The 16,012-nt window shown below is 73.5% G+C and carries 16 protein-coding genes; 11 read left to right on the forward strand and 5 right to left on the reverse strand.

From position 1 onward, the window contains the following. Window positions 1-83 precede the first annotated feature (83 nt). The 4 genes from aceE to ACJ9NR_RS11525 all read left to right on the forward strand — a co-directional run bounded on the left by aceE (window position 84) and on the right by ACJ9NR_RS11525 (window position 5,002). Window positions 84-2,795 carry a pyruvate dehydrogenase (acetyl-transferring), homodimeric type gene (gene aceE, locus ACJ9NR_RS11510; RefSeq protein WP_412487432.1) on the forward strand — a complete coding sequence of 904 codons (2,712 nt, stop codon included), beginning with the start codon at window positions 84-86 and terminating at the stop codon, window positions 2,793-2,795. An 89-nt stretch (window positions 2,796-2,884) separates the two neighbouring features. After that, the gene (locus ACJ9NR_RS11515; RefSeq protein ID WP_412487433.1) at window positions 2,885-3,859 is read left to right on the forward strand and encodes a helix-turn-helix transcriptional regulator; all 975 of its coding nucleotides are present in this window, start codon (window positions 2,885-2,887) and stop codon (window positions 3,857-3,859) included. A gap of 56 nt (window positions 3,860-3,915) precedes the next feature. Beyond that, on the forward strand, window positions 3,916-4,434 hold the full coding sequence (locus tag ACJ9NR_RS11520) for a DUF4240 domain-containing protein (protein WP_412488807.1): 519 nt from the start codon (window positions 3,916-3,918) through the stop codon (window positions 4,432-4,434). 28 nt (window positions 4,435-4,462) lie between these two features. Then, complete coding sequence (locus tag ACJ9NR_RS11525; protein WP_412487434.1) at window positions 4,463-5,002, forward strand: carboxymuconolactone decarboxylase family protein; 540 nt, start codon at window positions 4,463-4,465, stop codon at window positions 5,000-5,002. A gap of 3 nt (window positions 5,003-5,005) precedes the next feature. Here ACJ9NR_RS11525 and ACJ9NR_RS11530 read toward each other — a convergent pair whose 3' ends face one another. Both ACJ9NR_RS11530 and ACJ9NR_RS11535 read right to left on the reverse strand, forming a co-directional pair. Next, complete coding sequence (locus tag ACJ9NR_RS11530; protein WP_412487435.1) at window positions 5,006-5,221, reverse strand: hypothetical protein; 216 nt, start codon at window positions 5,219-5,221, stop codon at window positions 5,006-5,008. Between the two features lie 128 nt (window positions 5,222-5,349). Further along, on the reverse strand, window positions 5,350-6,156 hold the full coding sequence (locus ACJ9NR_RS11535; protein ID WP_412487436.1) for a peptidoglycan recognition protein family protein: 807 nt from the start codon (window positions 6,154-6,156) through the stop codon (window positions 5,350-5,352). A gap of 199 nt (window positions 6,157-6,355) precedes the next feature. Between ACJ9NR_RS11535 and ACJ9NR_RS11540 the strand changes: the two genes are divergently transcribed. Next, window positions 6,356-7,540 carry a MarP family serine protease gene (locus tag ACJ9NR_RS11540; protein WP_412487437.1) on the forward strand — a complete coding sequence of 395 codons (1,185 nt, stop codon included), beginning with the start codon at window positions 6,356-6,358 and terminating at the stop codon, window positions 7,538-7,540. Between the two features lie 14 nt (window positions 7,541-7,554). On the opposite strand, the gene ACJ9NR_RS11545 is transcribed toward ACJ9NR_RS11540, so the two are convergent. Beyond that, entirely contained in the window at window positions 7,555-8,043 is a 489-nt protein-coding gene (locus ACJ9NR_RS11545) for a GNAT family N-acetyltransferase (RefSeq protein ID WP_412487438.1), read from the reverse strand. Between the two features lie 43 nt (window positions 8,044-8,086). On the opposite strand from ACJ9NR_RS11545, the gene ACJ9NR_RS11550 reads away from it, so the two are divergent. Next, the gene (locus ACJ9NR_RS11550; RefSeq protein WP_412487439.1) at window positions 8,087-8,980 is read left to right on the forward strand and encodes a TIGR01777 family oxidoreductase; all 894 of its coding nucleotides are present in this window, start codon (window positions 8,087-8,089) and stop codon (window positions 8,978-8,980) included. 186 nt (window positions 8,981-9,166) lie between these two features. Continuing rightward, window positions 9,167-10,510: an NAD(P)/FAD-dependent oxidoreductase gene (locus tag ACJ9NR_RS11555; protein WP_412487440.1), complete on the forward strand. Its 1,344-nt coding sequence runs from the start codon at window positions 9,167-9,169 to the stop codon at window positions 10,508-10,510. Between the two features lie 91 nt (window positions 10,511-10,601). On the opposite strand, the gene ACJ9NR_RS11560 is transcribed toward ACJ9NR_RS11555, so the two are convergent. Beyond that, entirely contained in the window at window positions 10,602-12,038 is a 1,437-nt protein-coding gene (locus ACJ9NR_RS11560; protein ID WP_412487441.1) for an NsdA family TPR-like regulatory protein, read from the reverse strand. A 255-nt stretch (window positions 12,039-12,293) separates the two neighbouring features. On the opposite strand from ACJ9NR_RS11560, the gene lipB reads away from it, so the two are divergent. The 4 genes from lipB (at window position 12,294) to ACJ9NR_RS11580 (ending at window position 15,437) form a co-directional block, all read left to right on the forward strand. Continuing rightward, window positions 12,294-13,091 carry a lipoyl(octanoyl) transferase LipB gene (gene lipB, locus ACJ9NR_RS11565; protein ID WP_412487442.1) on the forward strand — a complete coding sequence of 266 codons (798 nt, stop codon included), beginning with the start codon at window positions 12,294-12,296 and terminating at the stop codon, window positions 13,089-13,091. A gap of 105 nt (window positions 13,092-13,196) precedes the next feature. Beyond that, complete coding sequence (gene lipA / locus ACJ9NR_RS11570) at window positions 13,197-14,186, forward strand: lipoyl synthase (protein WP_412487443.1); 990 nt, start codon at window positions 13,197-13,199, stop codon at window positions 14,184-14,186. Window positions 14,187-14,474: 288 nt separating this feature from the next. After that, on the forward strand, window positions 14,475-14,675 hold the full coding sequence (locus ACJ9NR_RS11575) for an SCO2195 family GlnR-regulated protein (RefSeq protein WP_412487444.1): 201 nt from the start codon (window positions 14,475-14,477) through the stop codon (window positions 14,673-14,675). A 60-nt stretch (window positions 14,676-14,735) separates the two neighbouring features. After that, window positions 14,736-15,437, forward strand: coding sequence for a DUF4191 domain-containing protein (locus tag ACJ9NR_RS11580; protein ID WP_412487445.1), 702 nt, complete (start codon window positions 14,736-14,738; stop codon window positions 15,435-15,437). 93 nt (window positions 15,438-15,530) lie between these two features. On the opposite strand, the gene ACJ9NR_RS11585 is transcribed toward ACJ9NR_RS11580, so the two are convergent. Continuing rightward, window positions 15,531-15,998 (reverse strand): RDD family protein, encoded by a 468-nt coding sequence (locus ACJ9NR_RS11585; RefSeq protein ID WP_412487446.1) that lies wholly within the window; start codon window positions 15,996-15,998, stop codon window positions 15,531-15,533. Window positions 15,999-16,012: the final 14 nt, after the last annotated feature.

Here is a 16,012-nt window from a genome sequence, read left to right on the forward strand (position 1 = left end):
AGCGCCCTGTCCTGCCAAAGACCAAGGGCACCTCTGAACCCTTACCGATGAGGGAACCCCCTTCGACTGAGGAAGGCGGCGACATGACCGACCCCAACGCCATCCAGCCGAGCGAGCTCGACCAGCTCCCCGACCGGGACCCCGAGGAGACCGCCGAATGGCAGGCCTCGCTGGACGCCGTCGCGAAGGCGGCGGGCCCGCACCGTGCCGCGTACCTGATGCGCCGCACGCTGGAGCGCGCGGAGGCGGGCGGCGTCGCGCTGCCGAAGCTCCTCGAGACGGACTACGTCAACACCATCCCGACCGCCGCCGAGCCGGCCGTGCCCGGTGACGAGGAGATGGAGCGCCGGATCACCGCGTGGAACCGCTGGAACGCGGCCGCGATGGTGACCCGGAGCAGCAAACTCGGCGTCGGCGGCCACATCGCCACCTTCGCCTCCGCCGCCTGGCTCTACGAGACGGGCTTCAACCACTTCTTCCGGGGCAAGGAGTCCCAGGACTCCCCCGGCTCCGGCGACCAGCTCTACATCCAGGGCCACGCCTCCCCCGGCATCTACGCCCGCGCCTTCCTGGACGGCCGGCTCAGCGAGGCGCACCTCGACCGGTTCCGCCAGGAGGCGGCCGGCGGCGGCCTGCCCTCCTACCCGCACCCGCGGCGCCTGTCCTGGCTGTGGGAGTTCCCGACGGTGTCCATGGGCCTCGGCCCGCTGTCGGCGATCTACCAGGCGCGCTTCAACCGCTATCTGACCGCGCGCGGCATCAAGGACGTCTCGGCCTCCCACGTCTGGGCGTTCCTCGGCGACGGCGAGATGGACGAGCCGGAGTCCACGGCCGCCATCGCCCTCGCCTCCCGTGAGGGCCTGGACAACCTGACCTTCGTCATCAACTGCAACCTGCAGCGCCTCGACGGCCCGGTCCGCGCCAACTTCAAGATCGTGCAGGAGCTGGAGGCCCAGTTCCGCGGCGCCGGCTGGAACGTGATCAAGTCGCTGTGGGGCTCGGCCTGGGACGAGCTGTTCCGGCTCGACACCACCGGCGCGCTCGTACGCCGCCTGCGCGAGGTGCCCGACGCGCAGGTGCAGACGTACCAGACGCGGGACGCCGCCTACATCCGCGAGGACTTCTTCGGCAAGGACCCGGCGCTCGCCGAGATGGCGAAGCTGCTGAGCGACGACAAGATCCTCGAGTGCTTCCACCTCTCCCGCGGCGGCCACGAGGCCCGCAAGGTGTACGCGGCCTACAAGGCGGCCCTGGAGCACAAGGGCGCCCCGACCGTCATCCTGGCCCAGACCGTCAAGGGCTTCACCCTCGGCGAGGGCTTCGCGTCGAAGAACGCCAACCACCAGATGAAGAAGCTGACGGTGGACGAGTTCAAGACGATGCGCGACCTGCTCGAACTGCCCATCCCGGACGCGCGGTTCGCCGACGGCCAGGTCCCCTACGGCCACCCCGGCGCCGACTCCCCCGAGGTGCGCTACCTCCAGGAGCGCCGCGCGGCCCTCGGCGGCCCGGCCCCGGCCCGCCGCACGCACGCCCTCGCCCCGCTGCCGGCCCCGGCGGAGAAGGCGTTCGCCTCCTTCGACAAGGGCTCCGGCTCCCAGAACGTGGCGACCACCATGGCCTTCGTCCGCCTGGTCAAGGACCTGGTGCGCGACAAGGAGACCGGAAAGCGCTGGGTGCCGATCGTGCCCGACGAGGCGCGCACCTTCGGCATGGAGTCGCTCTTCCCCTCCCTCGGGATCTACTCCCCCAAGGGCCAGACGTACGAGCCGGTCGACCGCGACCAGCTGATGTACTACAAGGAGGCCGCCAACGGCCAGATCCTCAACGAGGGGATCACCGAGGCCGGCTCCATGGCCGACTTCATCGCCGCTTCGACGTCGTACGCGACGCACGGCGAGGCGATGATCCCGTTCTACATCTTCTACTCGATGTTCGGCTGGCAGCGCACGGCCGACCAGATGTGGCAGCTCGGCGACCAGCTCGGCCGCGGCTTCCTGGTGGGCGCCACCGCCGGCCGGACCACGCTGACCGGTGAGGGCCTGCAGCACGCCGACGGTCACTCGCCGGTCATCGCCGCGACCAACCCGGCGGCGCTGACCTACGACCCGGCCTTCGCGTACGAGATCGCGGCGATCGTCAAGGACGGTCTGCGCCGGATGTACGGCGAGACGGCGCCGGGCGAGGACCCGAACGTCTTCTACTACCTCACCGTCTACAACGAGCCGCTGCCGCAGCCGGCGAAGCCGTCCGCGGCGGGCATCGACGAGGGCATCGTCAAGGGCCTGTACCGCTTCAACACGGCCGAGGAGGCCGGGCTCGCGCCGGCCGCCAACGCCCCGCGCGTCCAGCTGCTCGGTTCCGGCACGGCGATCCACTGGGCCCTTCGGGCGCAGAAGCTGCTCGCCGGGGAGTGGGGCGTGGCCGCGGACGTCTGGTCGGCGACCAGCTGGACCGAGCTGCGCCGCGACGCGATGGAGGCCGACGAGGCCCTGCTGCGCGGCGAGGAGCGTGTCCCCCACGTCCGCCGGGCGCTGCACGGGGCCGAGGGCCCGGTGCTCGCGGTCTCCGACTACATGCGCCAGGTCCCGGACCAGATCGCGCAGTGGGTGGAGCAGGACTACTCCTCGCTCGGCGCCGACGGCTTCGGCCTCTCGGACACCCGCGAGGCGGCCCGCCGCCACTTCGGCGTCGACGCCGAGTCGATCGTCGTCGCGGCGCTCGCCCAGCTGGCCCGGCGCGGCGAGGTCAAGGCGACGGCGGTGAAGGAGGCGCGGGAGCGGTACGGGCTGTAACCCCGGCCGCGGGTGCGGGAGGCCGCTCGCCCCGGTCCCCCACACCCCTCACCGCGGGCCCGCGCCCGGCGACGCAGCATGATGGCCGTATGCGCGCTGCCCGCCTCATCAAGATGGTCCTGCTCCTGCAGGCACGGCATTCGATGACCGCCGCCGAGCTGGCGCGGGAGCTGGAGGTCTCGGAGCGGACCGTCACGCGGGACGCGCAGGCGCTGTCCGAGGCGGGGGTGCCGGTGTACGCGGACCGGGGGCGGGCCGGCGGGTACCGGCTCGTCGGCGGGTACCGGACGCGGCTGACCGGGCTGGCCCGGAGCGAGGCCGAGGCGCTGTTCCTGAGCGGGGTGCCTGGGGCGCTGCGGGAGATGGGGCTGCAGGACGCCGCCTCCGCCGCTCGGCTGAAGGTGTCGGCCGCCCTGCTCCCGTCGCTGCGGGACGCCTCCCGCAGCGCCGCGCAGCGCTTCCACCTGGACGCCCCCAACTGGTTCGCCGAGCCGAAGGCGCCCGGCCTGCTGCCCGCCGTCGCCGACGCGGTCTGGGACGACCGCCGGATCACCGCGCGCTACCGCGGCCGGGAGGCGGAGGTGGAGCGCGAGCTGGAGCCCTACGGGCTCGTGCTCAAGGCCGGGGTCTGGTACCTGTGTGCGCGGGTGGTGGAGCGTCGGTCGTACCGGGTGTACCGCATCGACCGGTTCACGGCCGTCAGGACGGGCGAGGAGCGGTTCGCGCGCGACGGGGAGTTCGACCTGCCGGCCTTCTGGAAGGAGCGGGCCGAGCAGTTCGCGCGGTCGATCCTGCACTCCGAGGTCGTCCTGCGGCTCTCGCCCGCCGGTGCGCGAAGGCTGCCGTACGCCGTCGATCCCGCCGCCGCGCGGGAGGCCCTCGCGGGCGCGGGCGCGCCGGACGGGGACGGTTGGGTGACGCTGACGCTCCCCGTGGAGTCCGAGGAGGTCGCGCACGGCCAGCTCGCGGGGCTCGGCGCCGAGGCGGAGGTGCTGGCTCCGCCGGCCCTGCGGGCGCGTTTCGCCGACGACGCGGCCCGGCTGGCCCGCCTGTACGGGACATAACAATCCGTGGCACTCCGCGTGCGCCCCACCCGCCCAGGGCCGATGCTTGACCCGTGATGGACGAGACGGAGTTCTGGGAGCTGGTGGACGCCACCCGCGAGGCCGCCGAGGGCGACCCGGAGGAACAGGCCGACCTGCTCGTGGACCGGCTGCTGCAGCTGGACCCGGACCTGGTCCTGGACTTCGCCCGTCACTTCGAGGCCCGCTACAACCGCGCGTACACCTGGGACCTGTGGGGCGCGGCATGGGTCCTGCTCGACGGCGCGAGCGACGACGCGTTCGACTTCTTCCGGTGCTGGCTGATCGGTCAGGGACGCGAGGTGTACGAGGGCGCCGTGCACCAGCCCGACGCGCTGGCCGACCTCCTGGACGACTTCGACGAGGAGGTCGACGGCGACGGGGAGGAGCTGGGCTACGCGGCGGACGAGGCCTACGAGCAGCTCACCGGGACCGTGGCGCCCGACCTCGGCCTCCCGCCCGCGCCCGCGGAGCCGGAGGGTGCGCCGCTCGACTTCGAGAACGAGCGGGTGCTGGCACAGCGCTATCCCAAGCTCTGGGACCGGTTCAGGGATTGACGACCACCGTTTCGACGTCAGGGGGACCATGGCCCGCATCCCGTACCCGGAATGCGCCGCCGACGCCGTCGCCAGGCTGCCCGTGCCGCTGAACGCCTTCCGCATGCTCTCCCACGCCCCGCCGCTGACGGGCCCGGCGATCGATCTGGGCCTGGCCGTGCTGCGCGAGTCGACGCTCCCGGTCCGGCTGCGCGAACTGGTCGTGCTGGCGGTCGCGTCCGGCACGCGGTGCACCTATCTGTCCGTCCAGCACAGCCCGATCGCGCTCGCCGCCGGGGTCACGCCGGAGCAGTTGGCGGCGATCGCCGAACAGCGCGCCGACGGGCCGGAGCTGGACCCGACGGAGTCGGCGGCGGTGACCGCGGCGTTCGAGCAGGTGGCCCGGCACACCCTGTCCGAGGGCACGCTGGCGGCGCTGCGCGACCACGTCAGCGACCGGCAGGTGGTCGAGATCGTGACGACCACCGGTTACTACGTCATGCTGGCGGGCCTCATGAACGGCCTCGCGGTGGACGTCGATCCGTCCGGTGAGCGGTTCCTGGGACTGGCCGGCGGCGACGGAGGCTGAGGGTCAGGCCCCGGCCGTCCGCCGGCGGGCGGTGCCCGGGGGGACGCGGGCCTGCGTACGGCCGGCCCTCACCGGGTGGTGCGTCGGGGCCGCGTTGGCCTGGTCGAGCGCGGGCGCGGTGACGGCCGCCGGGCCCAGGACGACGGCGACGGCCGCGCAGAGCGCCGCCCAGGGACCGCGGACGGCCCGGGCGGTGCCGCCGGTGCGACTGCTGTTCATGTCTTTCCCACCTCCGGTCGGTGCGTGTGCCCGATCCTGGGCGGGCGACCTCGGCGGACCCGGTGAGACGGCTGGGAGGCGCCTGTGAGCGGGCCCCGGGCGCTCCGCGGGGACCCGCCCCCGCAGTCCTAGGGGATACGCCCCTGCAGCCGCGCCGCCTGCCGCCGGATCGCCGGGAGGCGGGAGCTGAGGGCCCGGCCGGGGCAGGAGGTCATGTAGGCGTCCTTGTGGCCGGCGAGGGCCGGCAGGACGGCGGTGGCGCCGGAGGGGTAGCGGCTGTGGCTGTTGCTGGAGACCAGGCGTGCCTCGGTGCGCGGGTCGACGCCCGCCAGCCCCAGCTTCCAGGCGGCGAGGGCGGCGATCGCGTCCGTCATGGCCTTCGGCACGGGGACGCCCGCGGTGAAGGTGCCGATCGCGGCGATGCCGGCCGTGCGGTGGTTGAAGCCCTGGGTGTGGGCGCCGGTGACGGCGCGGTCGACGCCGCCCGCCCGGCCCTCGTAGATGGTGCCGCAGCGGTCGACGAGGAAGTTGTAGCCGATGTCGTCCCAGTTCCGGGCCCCGGTCTGGCCCGCGTAGAGGTAGCGGATGATGCGCGGCACGTCGGCGCAGTCGTAGCCGTTGGGCGAGTCGGTGTGGTGGACGAAGACCGCGACGACCTCGTCGTCGTAGCGCGGGGGCGGCTGGGCGTGCCGGGTGAGCGTGTCCAGCCACGCCGACCGGGGCACGATGCGCGGTTTCGGCGCGGTGTGCCGGAGGACGGCGCGCGCCCCGGCGGGCGGACCGTCCTGGGCGCCCCGGCGCCCGACGCCGTCCGCGCACAGGGCGAGTCCGAGGACGGCGGCCAGTCCGGGCAGCCAGGAGAGCAGCACGAGCGCGGGACGGGGTACCCGCCCTCGGTGCGCCCGCCCTGTTCCTCGCGGTCTTCGGACACGCATGAGTTCACTTTCGGACCGATCCGCACCGTCCGCGATGTGTGCTGTGCCACCCGGTGGAACCATCGTCCTGGTCCGAGACGTTTTTCCCGGTACACGCGCGCGCGTGGCCGGTTCCGGGCCCCCCGCGTGCGTAGCTGATCACTGGGCCCGTCCCGCTCGTACTAACGCGTGACCGGGGGTCTGAGAGAAAGGCGGCTTGGTGGATCTGCTCGACATCCTGCTGTTGCTGGTGGTGGTGGCCTACGCGGTGTCCGGCTACCGGCGCGGGCTGGTGGCCGGCTGCGTCTCGCTCGCCGGGTTCGTGGGCGGTGCGGTCCTCGGCGTGTGGATCCTGCCGTGGGTGATGGACCTGGTGACCGCGGGCACCACCCGGGCGACCGTGACCGCGGTGCTGACCGTGCTGGTCCCGGCCGTGGTGGGTCACGAGCTTGCGGGGCGGCTGGCGCTGCGGCTGCGCCGGGAACTGGACCACGGGCCGCTCAGGGTGGCCGACGGGGTCGGCGGCGCCGCGGCCAACTCGGTGGCGGTGCTGATCGTGGCGTGGGTGGCCGCGAGCGTCCTGGGCGCGTCCTCCTCGCCGCTGGTGACGACGGCGATCCGGGACTCGGCGGTGCTCGGCGCGGTGCAGGACGCGATGCCGGACACGACCCCCGCCTGGTTCTCGCGGGCCACCTCCGCCCTCACCCAGGCGGGCTTCCCGCAGGTCTTCAACCCCTTCGAGAACGAGTCGACGGCCCAGGTCGCCAAGCCCAGCGGCGACAGCGTCACGGCGAGCGCCACGAACGCCGCCAGGTTCAGCACGGTGAAGATCGAGGGCGCCTCGGGCGACCAGGGCCGCGAGGGCAGCGGGTTCGTGTACGCGCGCGACCACGTGATGACCAACGCGCACGTGGTGGCCGGCATCACCGGCCCGAGCGTGCGCGTCGGCGGGGTCGGGCGGTCCTACGACGCCCGGGTGGTGCTCTTCGACCCGGACCGGGACGTGGCGGTGCTCTACGTGCCCGGGCTGCGCGCCCCCGTGCTGCGCTTCGACACCGGCGCCTCGCGCGGGGACTCGGCGGTGGTGGCCGGCTATCCGCAGGACGGCGACCTGAACCTGCAGGCGGCGACCGTCGCGGGCCGGGTGCGGGCCACCGGCCGGAACATCTACGGCGACGCCACCGTGACGCGTGAGATCTACTCGATCCGCTCGACCGTCCGGCCCGGCAACTCCGGCGGCCCGCTGCTGACCACCGACGGCCGGGTCTACGGGGTGGTCTTCGCCCGCTCGACCACGGACAGCGAGACGGGCTACGTGCTGACGGCGGCCGAGGTCTCCTCCGACGCCCGGCGCGCGGCGGCCTCGACGGCGGCGGTGGACACCGGTGACCTGGTCACGTCGTAGCGCGGTCCGCTCGCTCAGAGAGCGCGTCCCATGAGGACGTCGTCGACGTAGGCGCCCTGCAGCAGGAACTCGCCCGGCAGGACGCCCTCCACGGCGAAGCCCTCGGCCTCGTAGAGCCGGCGGGCCGGGGTGTTGTGGCCGAGGACGCGCAGGGTGAGCCGGCGTGCGCCGTGGCGGCGGGCCTCCTCGCACACCGCCCGCAGCAGCGCCCGTCCGACACCGGCGCCGCGCGCCTCCTCGGCCACGGCCAGTCCCTGGATCTGCTTGACGTGGGCGTTGCAGGCGAGCGGGGTCGGCGAGCCCAGCCGGACGTAGCCGACGACCCGTCCGTCCAGCTCCGCGACCAGGTGGTCCCGCGGCCCGAACCGCTCGTCGTAGAAGGGCTCGTAGGGCGGCTGGGGGCGCGGCTGCACGGAGTGCAGCGGGGACCAGGTGACGCGGTCGAGGCGCCCCAGGGCGTCCTCGTCGTCGAGGGTGGCGTGGCGGATGTGCGCAACGGGCATGACGGTCACCTTATGAAACCGGTGCGTCGAGCAGAATGGGCGCATGGAACGTTCCCGAATCGCGGTGGCAGGCGCGTCCGGTCTCATCGGCGGCTCCCTGGTGCGGTCCCTGACCGCCGACGGGCACGAGGTGGTGCGGCTGGTGCGGCGGCCGCCCCGGGCGAAGGACGAGATCCACTGGGACCCGGAGGACGGGCGGGTGGACGCGGCCGGGCTCGCCGGGTGCGACGCCGTGGTCAACCTCGCCGGCGCCGGCGTGGGCGATCACCGCTGGACCGACACCTACAAGAGGCGGATCAGGACCAGCCGGGTGCTCGGCACCACGGCGCTGGCCGAGGCGGTCGCCGGTCTGGAGCAGAAGCCGCGGGTGTTCGTGAACGGCAGCGCGATGGGCTACTACGGCGAGACCGGCGAGCGGGCGGTCGACGAGAGCGCGCCGCCCGGCGACGGCTTCCTGCCGCGGTTGTGCGTGGAGTGGGAGGCCGCCGCGGCGCCCGCGCGGGAGGCGGGGGTACGGACGGTGTTCACGCGCACGGGGCTGGTGGTGGCCCGCGGGGGCGGGGCCTGGGGCAGGCTGTTCCCGCTGTTCGAGGCGGGGCTCGGGGGACGCATGGGCGACGGGCGCCAGTACTGGTCGTACATCTCGCTGCACGACGAGGTCGCCGCGATCCGGCACCTGATCGACACCGACGGGCTGTCCGGGCCCTTCAACCTGACCGCCCCGGCCCCGCTGACGAACCGCGAGATCACGGCGGCCATGGGGCGGGTGCTGCACCGGCCGACGCTGTTCGCGGTGCCCGCGCCGGTGCTGCGGGCCGTGCTCGGGGAGATGGCCGGGGACGTCCTGGGCAGCGCGCGGGTGCTGCCGAAGCGGCTGCTGGAGTCCGGCTTCACGTTCGCCTTCCCGGACATCGAGGGGGCGCTGAGGGCGGCGTAGCGAGGGCTGCCGGCGGCCGGGCGGTGAGCCGCGGCGACCGTATGCGACCGCCGTGCGACCGTGCCCTGCCGATGCGCGACTGTCCTCGACCGGTCACCGCCCTAACCTCGACCCGAACTCGGGTATCCCCGGAGCCTGTTGGGGGCATGACGTCTCCACCGGCCGCGCAACCTCGAGGAGGGGCACGTGCTTGAGCCCGCGTACCAGGCAGACGTCGTGATCGTGGGAGCCGGGGTGGCCGGACTCTCGGCGGCACACCGGCTGACCAGCGCAGGAGTGTCGACCGCGGTCCTGGAGGCCGCCCCCTGGGCCGGGGGCCGCATGTCGACGGAGAAGGTCGACGGATTCCGGCTCGACCGGATCGGGCAGCTGCTGTCCACGGCGTACCCGGAGCTGCGGACGGCGCCCGGGCTCGACGCGCTGGTCCTGCGCCGGTTCGCGCCGGGCGTGCTCCTGCACAGCGACGGACGCCACTGCCGCGCGGTCGCTCCGGCGGCCGTGGGGGGCGCACGGGGCGCACTCCATGCGGTGCGCGCCCTGGCGAGCGCCCCCGCCATGGGCGCGCCCCGGGCCGGTGCCCCGCTCGGCGGCGCCGTCGACCAGGCCCGGCTCAACGCCGCGCTCGCCCGGCTCGCGGCGACGCCCGCCGAGCGGCTGCTGACCCGTCCGGAACTGCCCGCGGCCCAGGCCCTCGCGGCCCGGGGACTGCCCGCGCGCACCGTCGACGGCTTCCTGCGCCCGCTGCTCGCCGCGCTGCTGTGCGACCCGGAACTGACCACCTCCAGCCGGTGCGCCGACCTGGCGCTGCGCGCCTTCGCCCGCGGGCGGCTGTGCCTGCCCGAGGGCGGCGCCGAGATGCTGCCGGAGCTGCTGGCGCGGGCGCTGCCGCCGGGCACCGTGCACACCGGCGTCCGCGTCACCTCCGTCTCCACCAGCGCGGTGACCACCGCCGAGCACGGCGTGATCCGCTGCCGCGCCGTCCTGCTGGCGACGGACGCGCGCGCCGCAGCCGAGCTGCTGCCGGGGCTGCGCGTACCCGGCTTCCACCCGCTGACGGTGGTGCACCACACGGCCGAGGAGCCGCCGCGGACCGGCGCGGCCCTGCTGCTCGACGCGGACCGCGGCGGCCCGGTCGCGCACACCGCGGTGGTGAGCGCGGTCGACCCCAGCCGCGCGCCCGCGGGCCGCACGCTCATCTCCTCCACGGTTCTCGGCCCGCCCCCGCCCGGCCTCGACACCGCCGTACGCATGCACCTCTCGCGCCTCTACGGCACCTCGACCGCCCGCTGGGAGACCCTCGCCGTCCACCACACCCCCGAGGCGGTCCCCGCGATGCGCCCGCCCCACGACCTGCGCCGCCCGGTCCGCCTGCTGGCCGGCCTCTACGTCTGCGGCGACCACCGCGACACCAGCACGGTCCAGGGCGCCCTGCACTCGGCCCACCGCGCCGCCGCGGCGATCCTCACCGACCTGGGAGCGGCGGGCTCCATGCACCGGGCGGCCCCGCTGCCGTCGGCACGGGCGGCCTGAAGGTCTTCCAGGGGCGCGGGGAACCGCGCGACCAGTCACGTCACGACGGGAGCCGCGCACGGCCCACCGCGCCGGCACCCGCGGCGACCGGCTACCCGAGTGCCGCGATCCGGTCGCGGTACCCGCGCACGGGTCCCGCGTCCTTGTACGGCTCCAGCCGCCGCTCGAAGTCCCGCACGTACTCGACGGCCCGCACCGACCGCATCTCCGCGGCCGCGGCCGCCGCCTCCGCGCCGAGCGAACAGGCCTGGTCGAGCTCCCCCAGGCCGAGCCGCGCCGAGGCGAGGACGACACGGCAGAAGAGCCGGCTGCGGGCGAACGCCGGCGCGCGCAGCTGCAGCGACCGCTCCGCGTGCTGCGCCGCCGCCCGGAACTGCTGCAGGTCCCGGTGGCAGTGGCCGAACTCGTCGGCGAGCTGGGCCTCGTCGAAGAACCGGGCCCAGAACGGCACCTCGTCGCCGGGCCGGGCGGCTTCGAGCGCCCGCTCGGCGCGCACCAGCGAGGCGGTGCAGCTGCGCACCTCCCCCAGCACCCCGTGCCCGCGCGCCTCGGCCGCGTGCAGCAGGGCCTGCACGACGGGCGGGGCGTTGGTCGCGAGGCCCTGCTGGGCGACCCGCGCGAGCTGCACCGCCTCCCGGCCGTGGCCGAGGTAGACGGCCTGGCGGCTCATGGTGACCAGCACGTAGGAGCCGTAGGCCCGGTCCCCGGCCGCCTGCGCGAGGCGCAGCGCCTGCACGAAGTAGCGCTGGGCGAGCCCGTGCGCCGCGATGTCGTACGACGTCCAGCCGGCCAGCCGGGTCAGGTCGGCGGTCGCGGCGAACAGCCGGCGTCCGGTCTGCTCGCCGTAGGTGCCGCGCAGCATCGGCTCGCACTCGTGCTCCAGGTAGCGCACCAGGGCCTGGCGGGCGTGGCCGCCGCCGTACATGTCGTCCAGGGCGCGGAAGAGCTCGGCGACCGAGCGGAGGGCCGAGATGTCGCCGCCGGTGACCTTCTGGCCGGGGCCGCGCTCGGCCTGGCCGCGCTGGCGGGGCACCACCGGGCGGCCCTGGGCGGGGACCCGGGCCGGCTGCTCGCCGCGGGCCACCCGGTCGTCGGGGCGGCCGATCAGCCAGTCGCGGCTGGGCACGACCAGCCCGGCCGGGGTGAACGCGATCTTGCGGAGTTCGGCGTGCGAGCCGGAGTCCTTGCGCCACAGGCCGCCGACGATGTCGACGGCCTCCTCGGGGCAGGCGGCGAACTCCAGCCCCGCGTAGACGGGGGCGCAGGCGTCGAGCCCGAGGTCCTGGGCGGTGAGTCTGCGGCCGAGCCGCCGGGTGAAGACCTCGGCGATCAGGGCGGGCGTGGTGCCGCGGGGCTGCTGGCCGCGGAGCCAGCGGGTGACCGACGTCTTGTCGTAACGCAGGTCAAGCCCGTGTTCGAGACCGAGCTGGTCGACCCGACGGGCGAGACCCGCGTTGGAGAACCCGGCTTCTGCGATGAGCGCGGCGAGCTGGCGGTTGGGAGTGCGCTGCGCGGGTCGTTCCGTCATCTGCGGTGCGGTCTCCTGCCTTTCGGGCCTTCTGGGACCGCCGTCGGCCCTGTTGTGCCCGGATTGCCTGTGAGCAGCCCTTATGGACCTCTGTGAACGGCGCGAATGTAGCGGAGAGTGAGCAGCCGATCGCACATTCCGCCGCTCGTTCATCCGATCGTGTGAGAATTGCCCGCGGGGCTGACGCGAAGCGGACGGTCGTACAGTGGCGTAGGCACCTTTCGTGCCTTACGACCTTCTAGGGAGGCGCTTGCCGTGAGTGAGCTGCGGTTCGTCCGCATGGGATTCGGTGCCGAGGCGGTCGACTACCAGGCGGCGTGGGACGAGCAACGCCGTGTGCACGCCGCGCGCTTCGCCGACGAGATCCCCGACACCGTGCTGCTCCTGGAACACCCGCCGGTCTACACGGCCGGCCGGCGCACGGCGGACAGCGAGCGGCCCCTGGACGGCACCCCGGTCGTCGACGTGGACCGCGGCGGCAAGATCACCTGGCACGGCCCGGGCCAGCTGGTGGGCTACCCCATCCAGAAGCTCCCGCGTCCGGTGGACGTCGTCGCGCACGTACGGCGCCTGGAGGACGCGCTGATCCGCACCTGCGCGGAGTTCGGCCTCGAGACCACGCGCGTCGAGGGCCGCAGCGGGGTGTGGGTGCTGGGCGACCCGGTCGAGCGGCGCCCGTCGCCCGGCGGGCTCTCCCTCGACTTCGACCCCCGGCTCACCGACGAGGAGTTCGACCCGCGGCTCAACGGCCCCGAGTACGCCCCCTCCAACGCCGGCCAGCGCCGCGAGGACCGCAAGATCGCAGCCATCGGCATCCGCGTGGCCAAGGGCGTGACGATGCACGGCTTCGCGCTGAACGTGAACCCGGACAACAAGTGGTTCGACAGGATCATCCCGTGCGGCATCCGCGACGCCGGCGTCGCCTCGCTGGCCGGCGAACTCGGCCGCGACGTGACCGTCGGCGAGGTGCTGCCGGTCGTCGAGCGGCACCTGAAGGACGTGCTGGAGCACGCGGAACTGAAGCCGCGCGTCATCGAGAAGGCCTCCGCGTAGACGGGAATCAACCCCGGCTGCCCCAGGTTGGCCCACACGGAGGGCCGTACACATCACGGGCGTACCCTGGTGTACGCCGAGGAATCGAAGCTACAGGGAGCCGCTGTGTCCGCAGTCACCCCCGACGGACGCAAGATGCTGCGCCTGGAGGTCCGCAACAGCCAGACCCCCATCGAGCGCAAGCCCGAGTGGATCAAGACCCGGGCGAAAATGGGTCCCGAGTACACGAAGATGCAGAACCTCGTGAAGAGCGAGGGGCTGCACACCGTCTGCCAGGAAGCCGGCTGCCCCAACATCTACGAGTGCTGGGAGGACCGCGAGGCCACCTTCCTCATCGGCGGCGACCAGTGCACCCGGCGCTGCGACTTCTGCCAGATCGACACCGGCAGGCCCGAGGCGCTCGACCGTGACGAGCCGCGCCGGGTGGGTGAGTCCGTGGTCACCATGGACCTGAACTACGCCACCATCACCGGCGTCGCCCGCGACGACCTCGAGGACGGCGGCGCCTGGCTGTACGCCGAGACCGTGCGCCAGATCCACGCGCAGACGGCCGGCCGCGAGGGCGGGCACACCAAGGTCGAGCTCCTCGCTCCCGACTTCAACGCGGTCCCCGAGCAGCTGGCCGAGGTCTTCTCCTCCCGCCCCGAGGTCTTCGCGCACAACGTCGAGACGGTGCCCCGGATCTTCAAGCGCATCCGTCCCGGCTTCCGCTACGAGCGCTCGCTGAAGGTCATCACCGAGGCCCGCGACGTCGGCCTGGTCACCAAGTCGAACCTCATCCTGGGCATGGGCGAGACCCGCGAGGAGGTCAGCGACGCGCTGCGGCAGCTGCACGAGGCCGGCTGCGAGCTGGTCACCATCACGCAGTACCTGCGCCCGTCGGTGCGCCACCACCCCGTGGAGCGCTGGGTCAAGCCGCACGAGTTCGTGGAGCTGAAGGAGGAGGCCGAGCAGATCGGCTTCTCCGGCGTGATGTCCGGACCGCTGGTGCGCTCCTCCTACCGCGCGGGCCGGCTGTACCGGATGGCCGTCGAGCAGCGCCACTCAGCCGCTCCGCGGCCGGACGGCGCCTACGCCGCCTCGCAGGCCGGCTGACTCCTGACACACCGTCACCCGCCTTGCCCAGTCCGGTGCGGGGCAATCGTGTGAATTCGCGCACAAGCGGCTACTCATGAGTAGTGACCGAGATGACGCGGTCCCGGGAGTACGCCCTGATGAGGGCGTACGCCGGGACCGCGCCGGCGTTCGGGACCCGCGCATCAGGGCTTCATGCGTGTTTGACCGGTCGGTCACGCCCTGGTAACACCAAACAGTGACAGTGGGCTCACGCCATGTGCACCCGCACTCCAACCCGTAGCCCGTATCCGAGGGGGGACCTCAACCATGCAGGCCGCGCCGGTTCGCGCCACCGCAATCCCGTCGTTCACCACCGCACTGCGTGCGGTCGAGTCGCTGCTCATGAGCGGGGGCCAGCGCACCGCCCGCCGCAACGCCTGGACCTCCGTGCTGGAGGACCGCCGCCGCGCCAAGGACCGCGTCGAGGCCCAGCGGGTCCTGGACCAGAACGTGCTCCGCCGCCCCTGATTCCCGCCCTGCGGACACTGCCGTCGTACGGCGCTCCCCGGGCCACGTAGACTTCGTGGCATGGCGAGGAAGGAACCTGCAGCGGACGCTGCGAACCCCGGGCGACTGAAGCAGATCGCTCTGACCTACAAGATGACGCGCAAGGCCGACAAGAAGATCGGTCTTGTACTCGCGGCGATCGGCATCGTCACCTTCGGTGTCTTCCTCGCGATCGGTTTCTTGATCGGTCACCCCATCTATCTCGGCATCCTGGGCCTGCTGCTCGCCTTCCTCGCGACGGCGATCATCTTCGGGCGCCGGGCCGAGCGGGCCGCCTTCGGGCAGATGGAGGGCCAGCCGGGCGCGGCCGCCGCGGTGCTGGACAACGTCGGCCGGGGCTGGACGACGACGCCCGCGGTCGCCATGAACCGCAGCCAGGACGTGGTGCACCGGGCCGTCGGCAAGGCCGGCATCGTCCTGGTCGCCGAGGGCAACCCGAACCGGGTGAAGAGCCTGCTGGCCGCCGAGAAGAAGAAGATGAACCGCATCGTCGTGGACGTCCCGGTGCACGACATCATCGTCGGCGACGGCGAGGGCCAGGTGGAGCTGAAGAAGCTGCGGACCACCATGCTGAAGCTGCCGCGGGTGCTCACCGGACCGCAGGTGACCGCCACCAACGACCGGCTGCGCGCCCTGGGCGACCTGATGAGCAACATGCCGCTGCCGAAGGGGCCGATGCCGAAGGGCATGAAGCTGCCGAAGGGCGGGCCGAAGGCCCGCTGAACCTCGTCCTGCGGCGAAGGGGGCCGCCCGGATCACTCCGGGCGGCCCCCTTCGCCGCAGGAGGGCTGCTTGTCGCGGGCGGGCCGGGGAGCCCTACATGCGGACCTCGACCGTGCGTGCCAGCCGGTCGTGCAGGCCCCTGCCGTCGCGGTCCCAGACGAGGGCCGGGAGGGCGAGGCACAGCAGGGCCGTGCGCAGGACGGTCCGCAGGGGGCTGGGGCGGCCCGTGTCCAGGGCGACGACGCGGAGGCCGAGGAGACGCTTGCCGGGGGTGAAGCCGACGGTGCCGACCGTCAGGACGTGGAGCAGGAAGAAGACCAGCAGGGCCCAGTTGCCCGTCGCCTGGTCATAGCCGTGCGTGATGAGACCGTATGCGATCAGCAGGCACAGGCCCCAGTCGACGGCCAGGGCGGCGAACCGGCGGCCCGGGCGGGCGATCGAGCCCGGCCCCTCCTCCGGCAGGCCGAGCTGGCGGCCCCGGTATCCGAACTCGACTCCGGCTTCCTCGGCGGCCGCGCGGGGGCCCGAGAGCCACGAACCGATTGCATCCCTGTTGTCCACGGCTCCACGGTACT

Source organism: Streptomyces sediminimaris, from assembly GCF_047049295.1.
GTDB lineage: Bacteria > Actinomycetota > Actinomycetes > Streptomycetales > Streptomycetaceae > Streptomyces > Streptomyces sediminimaris.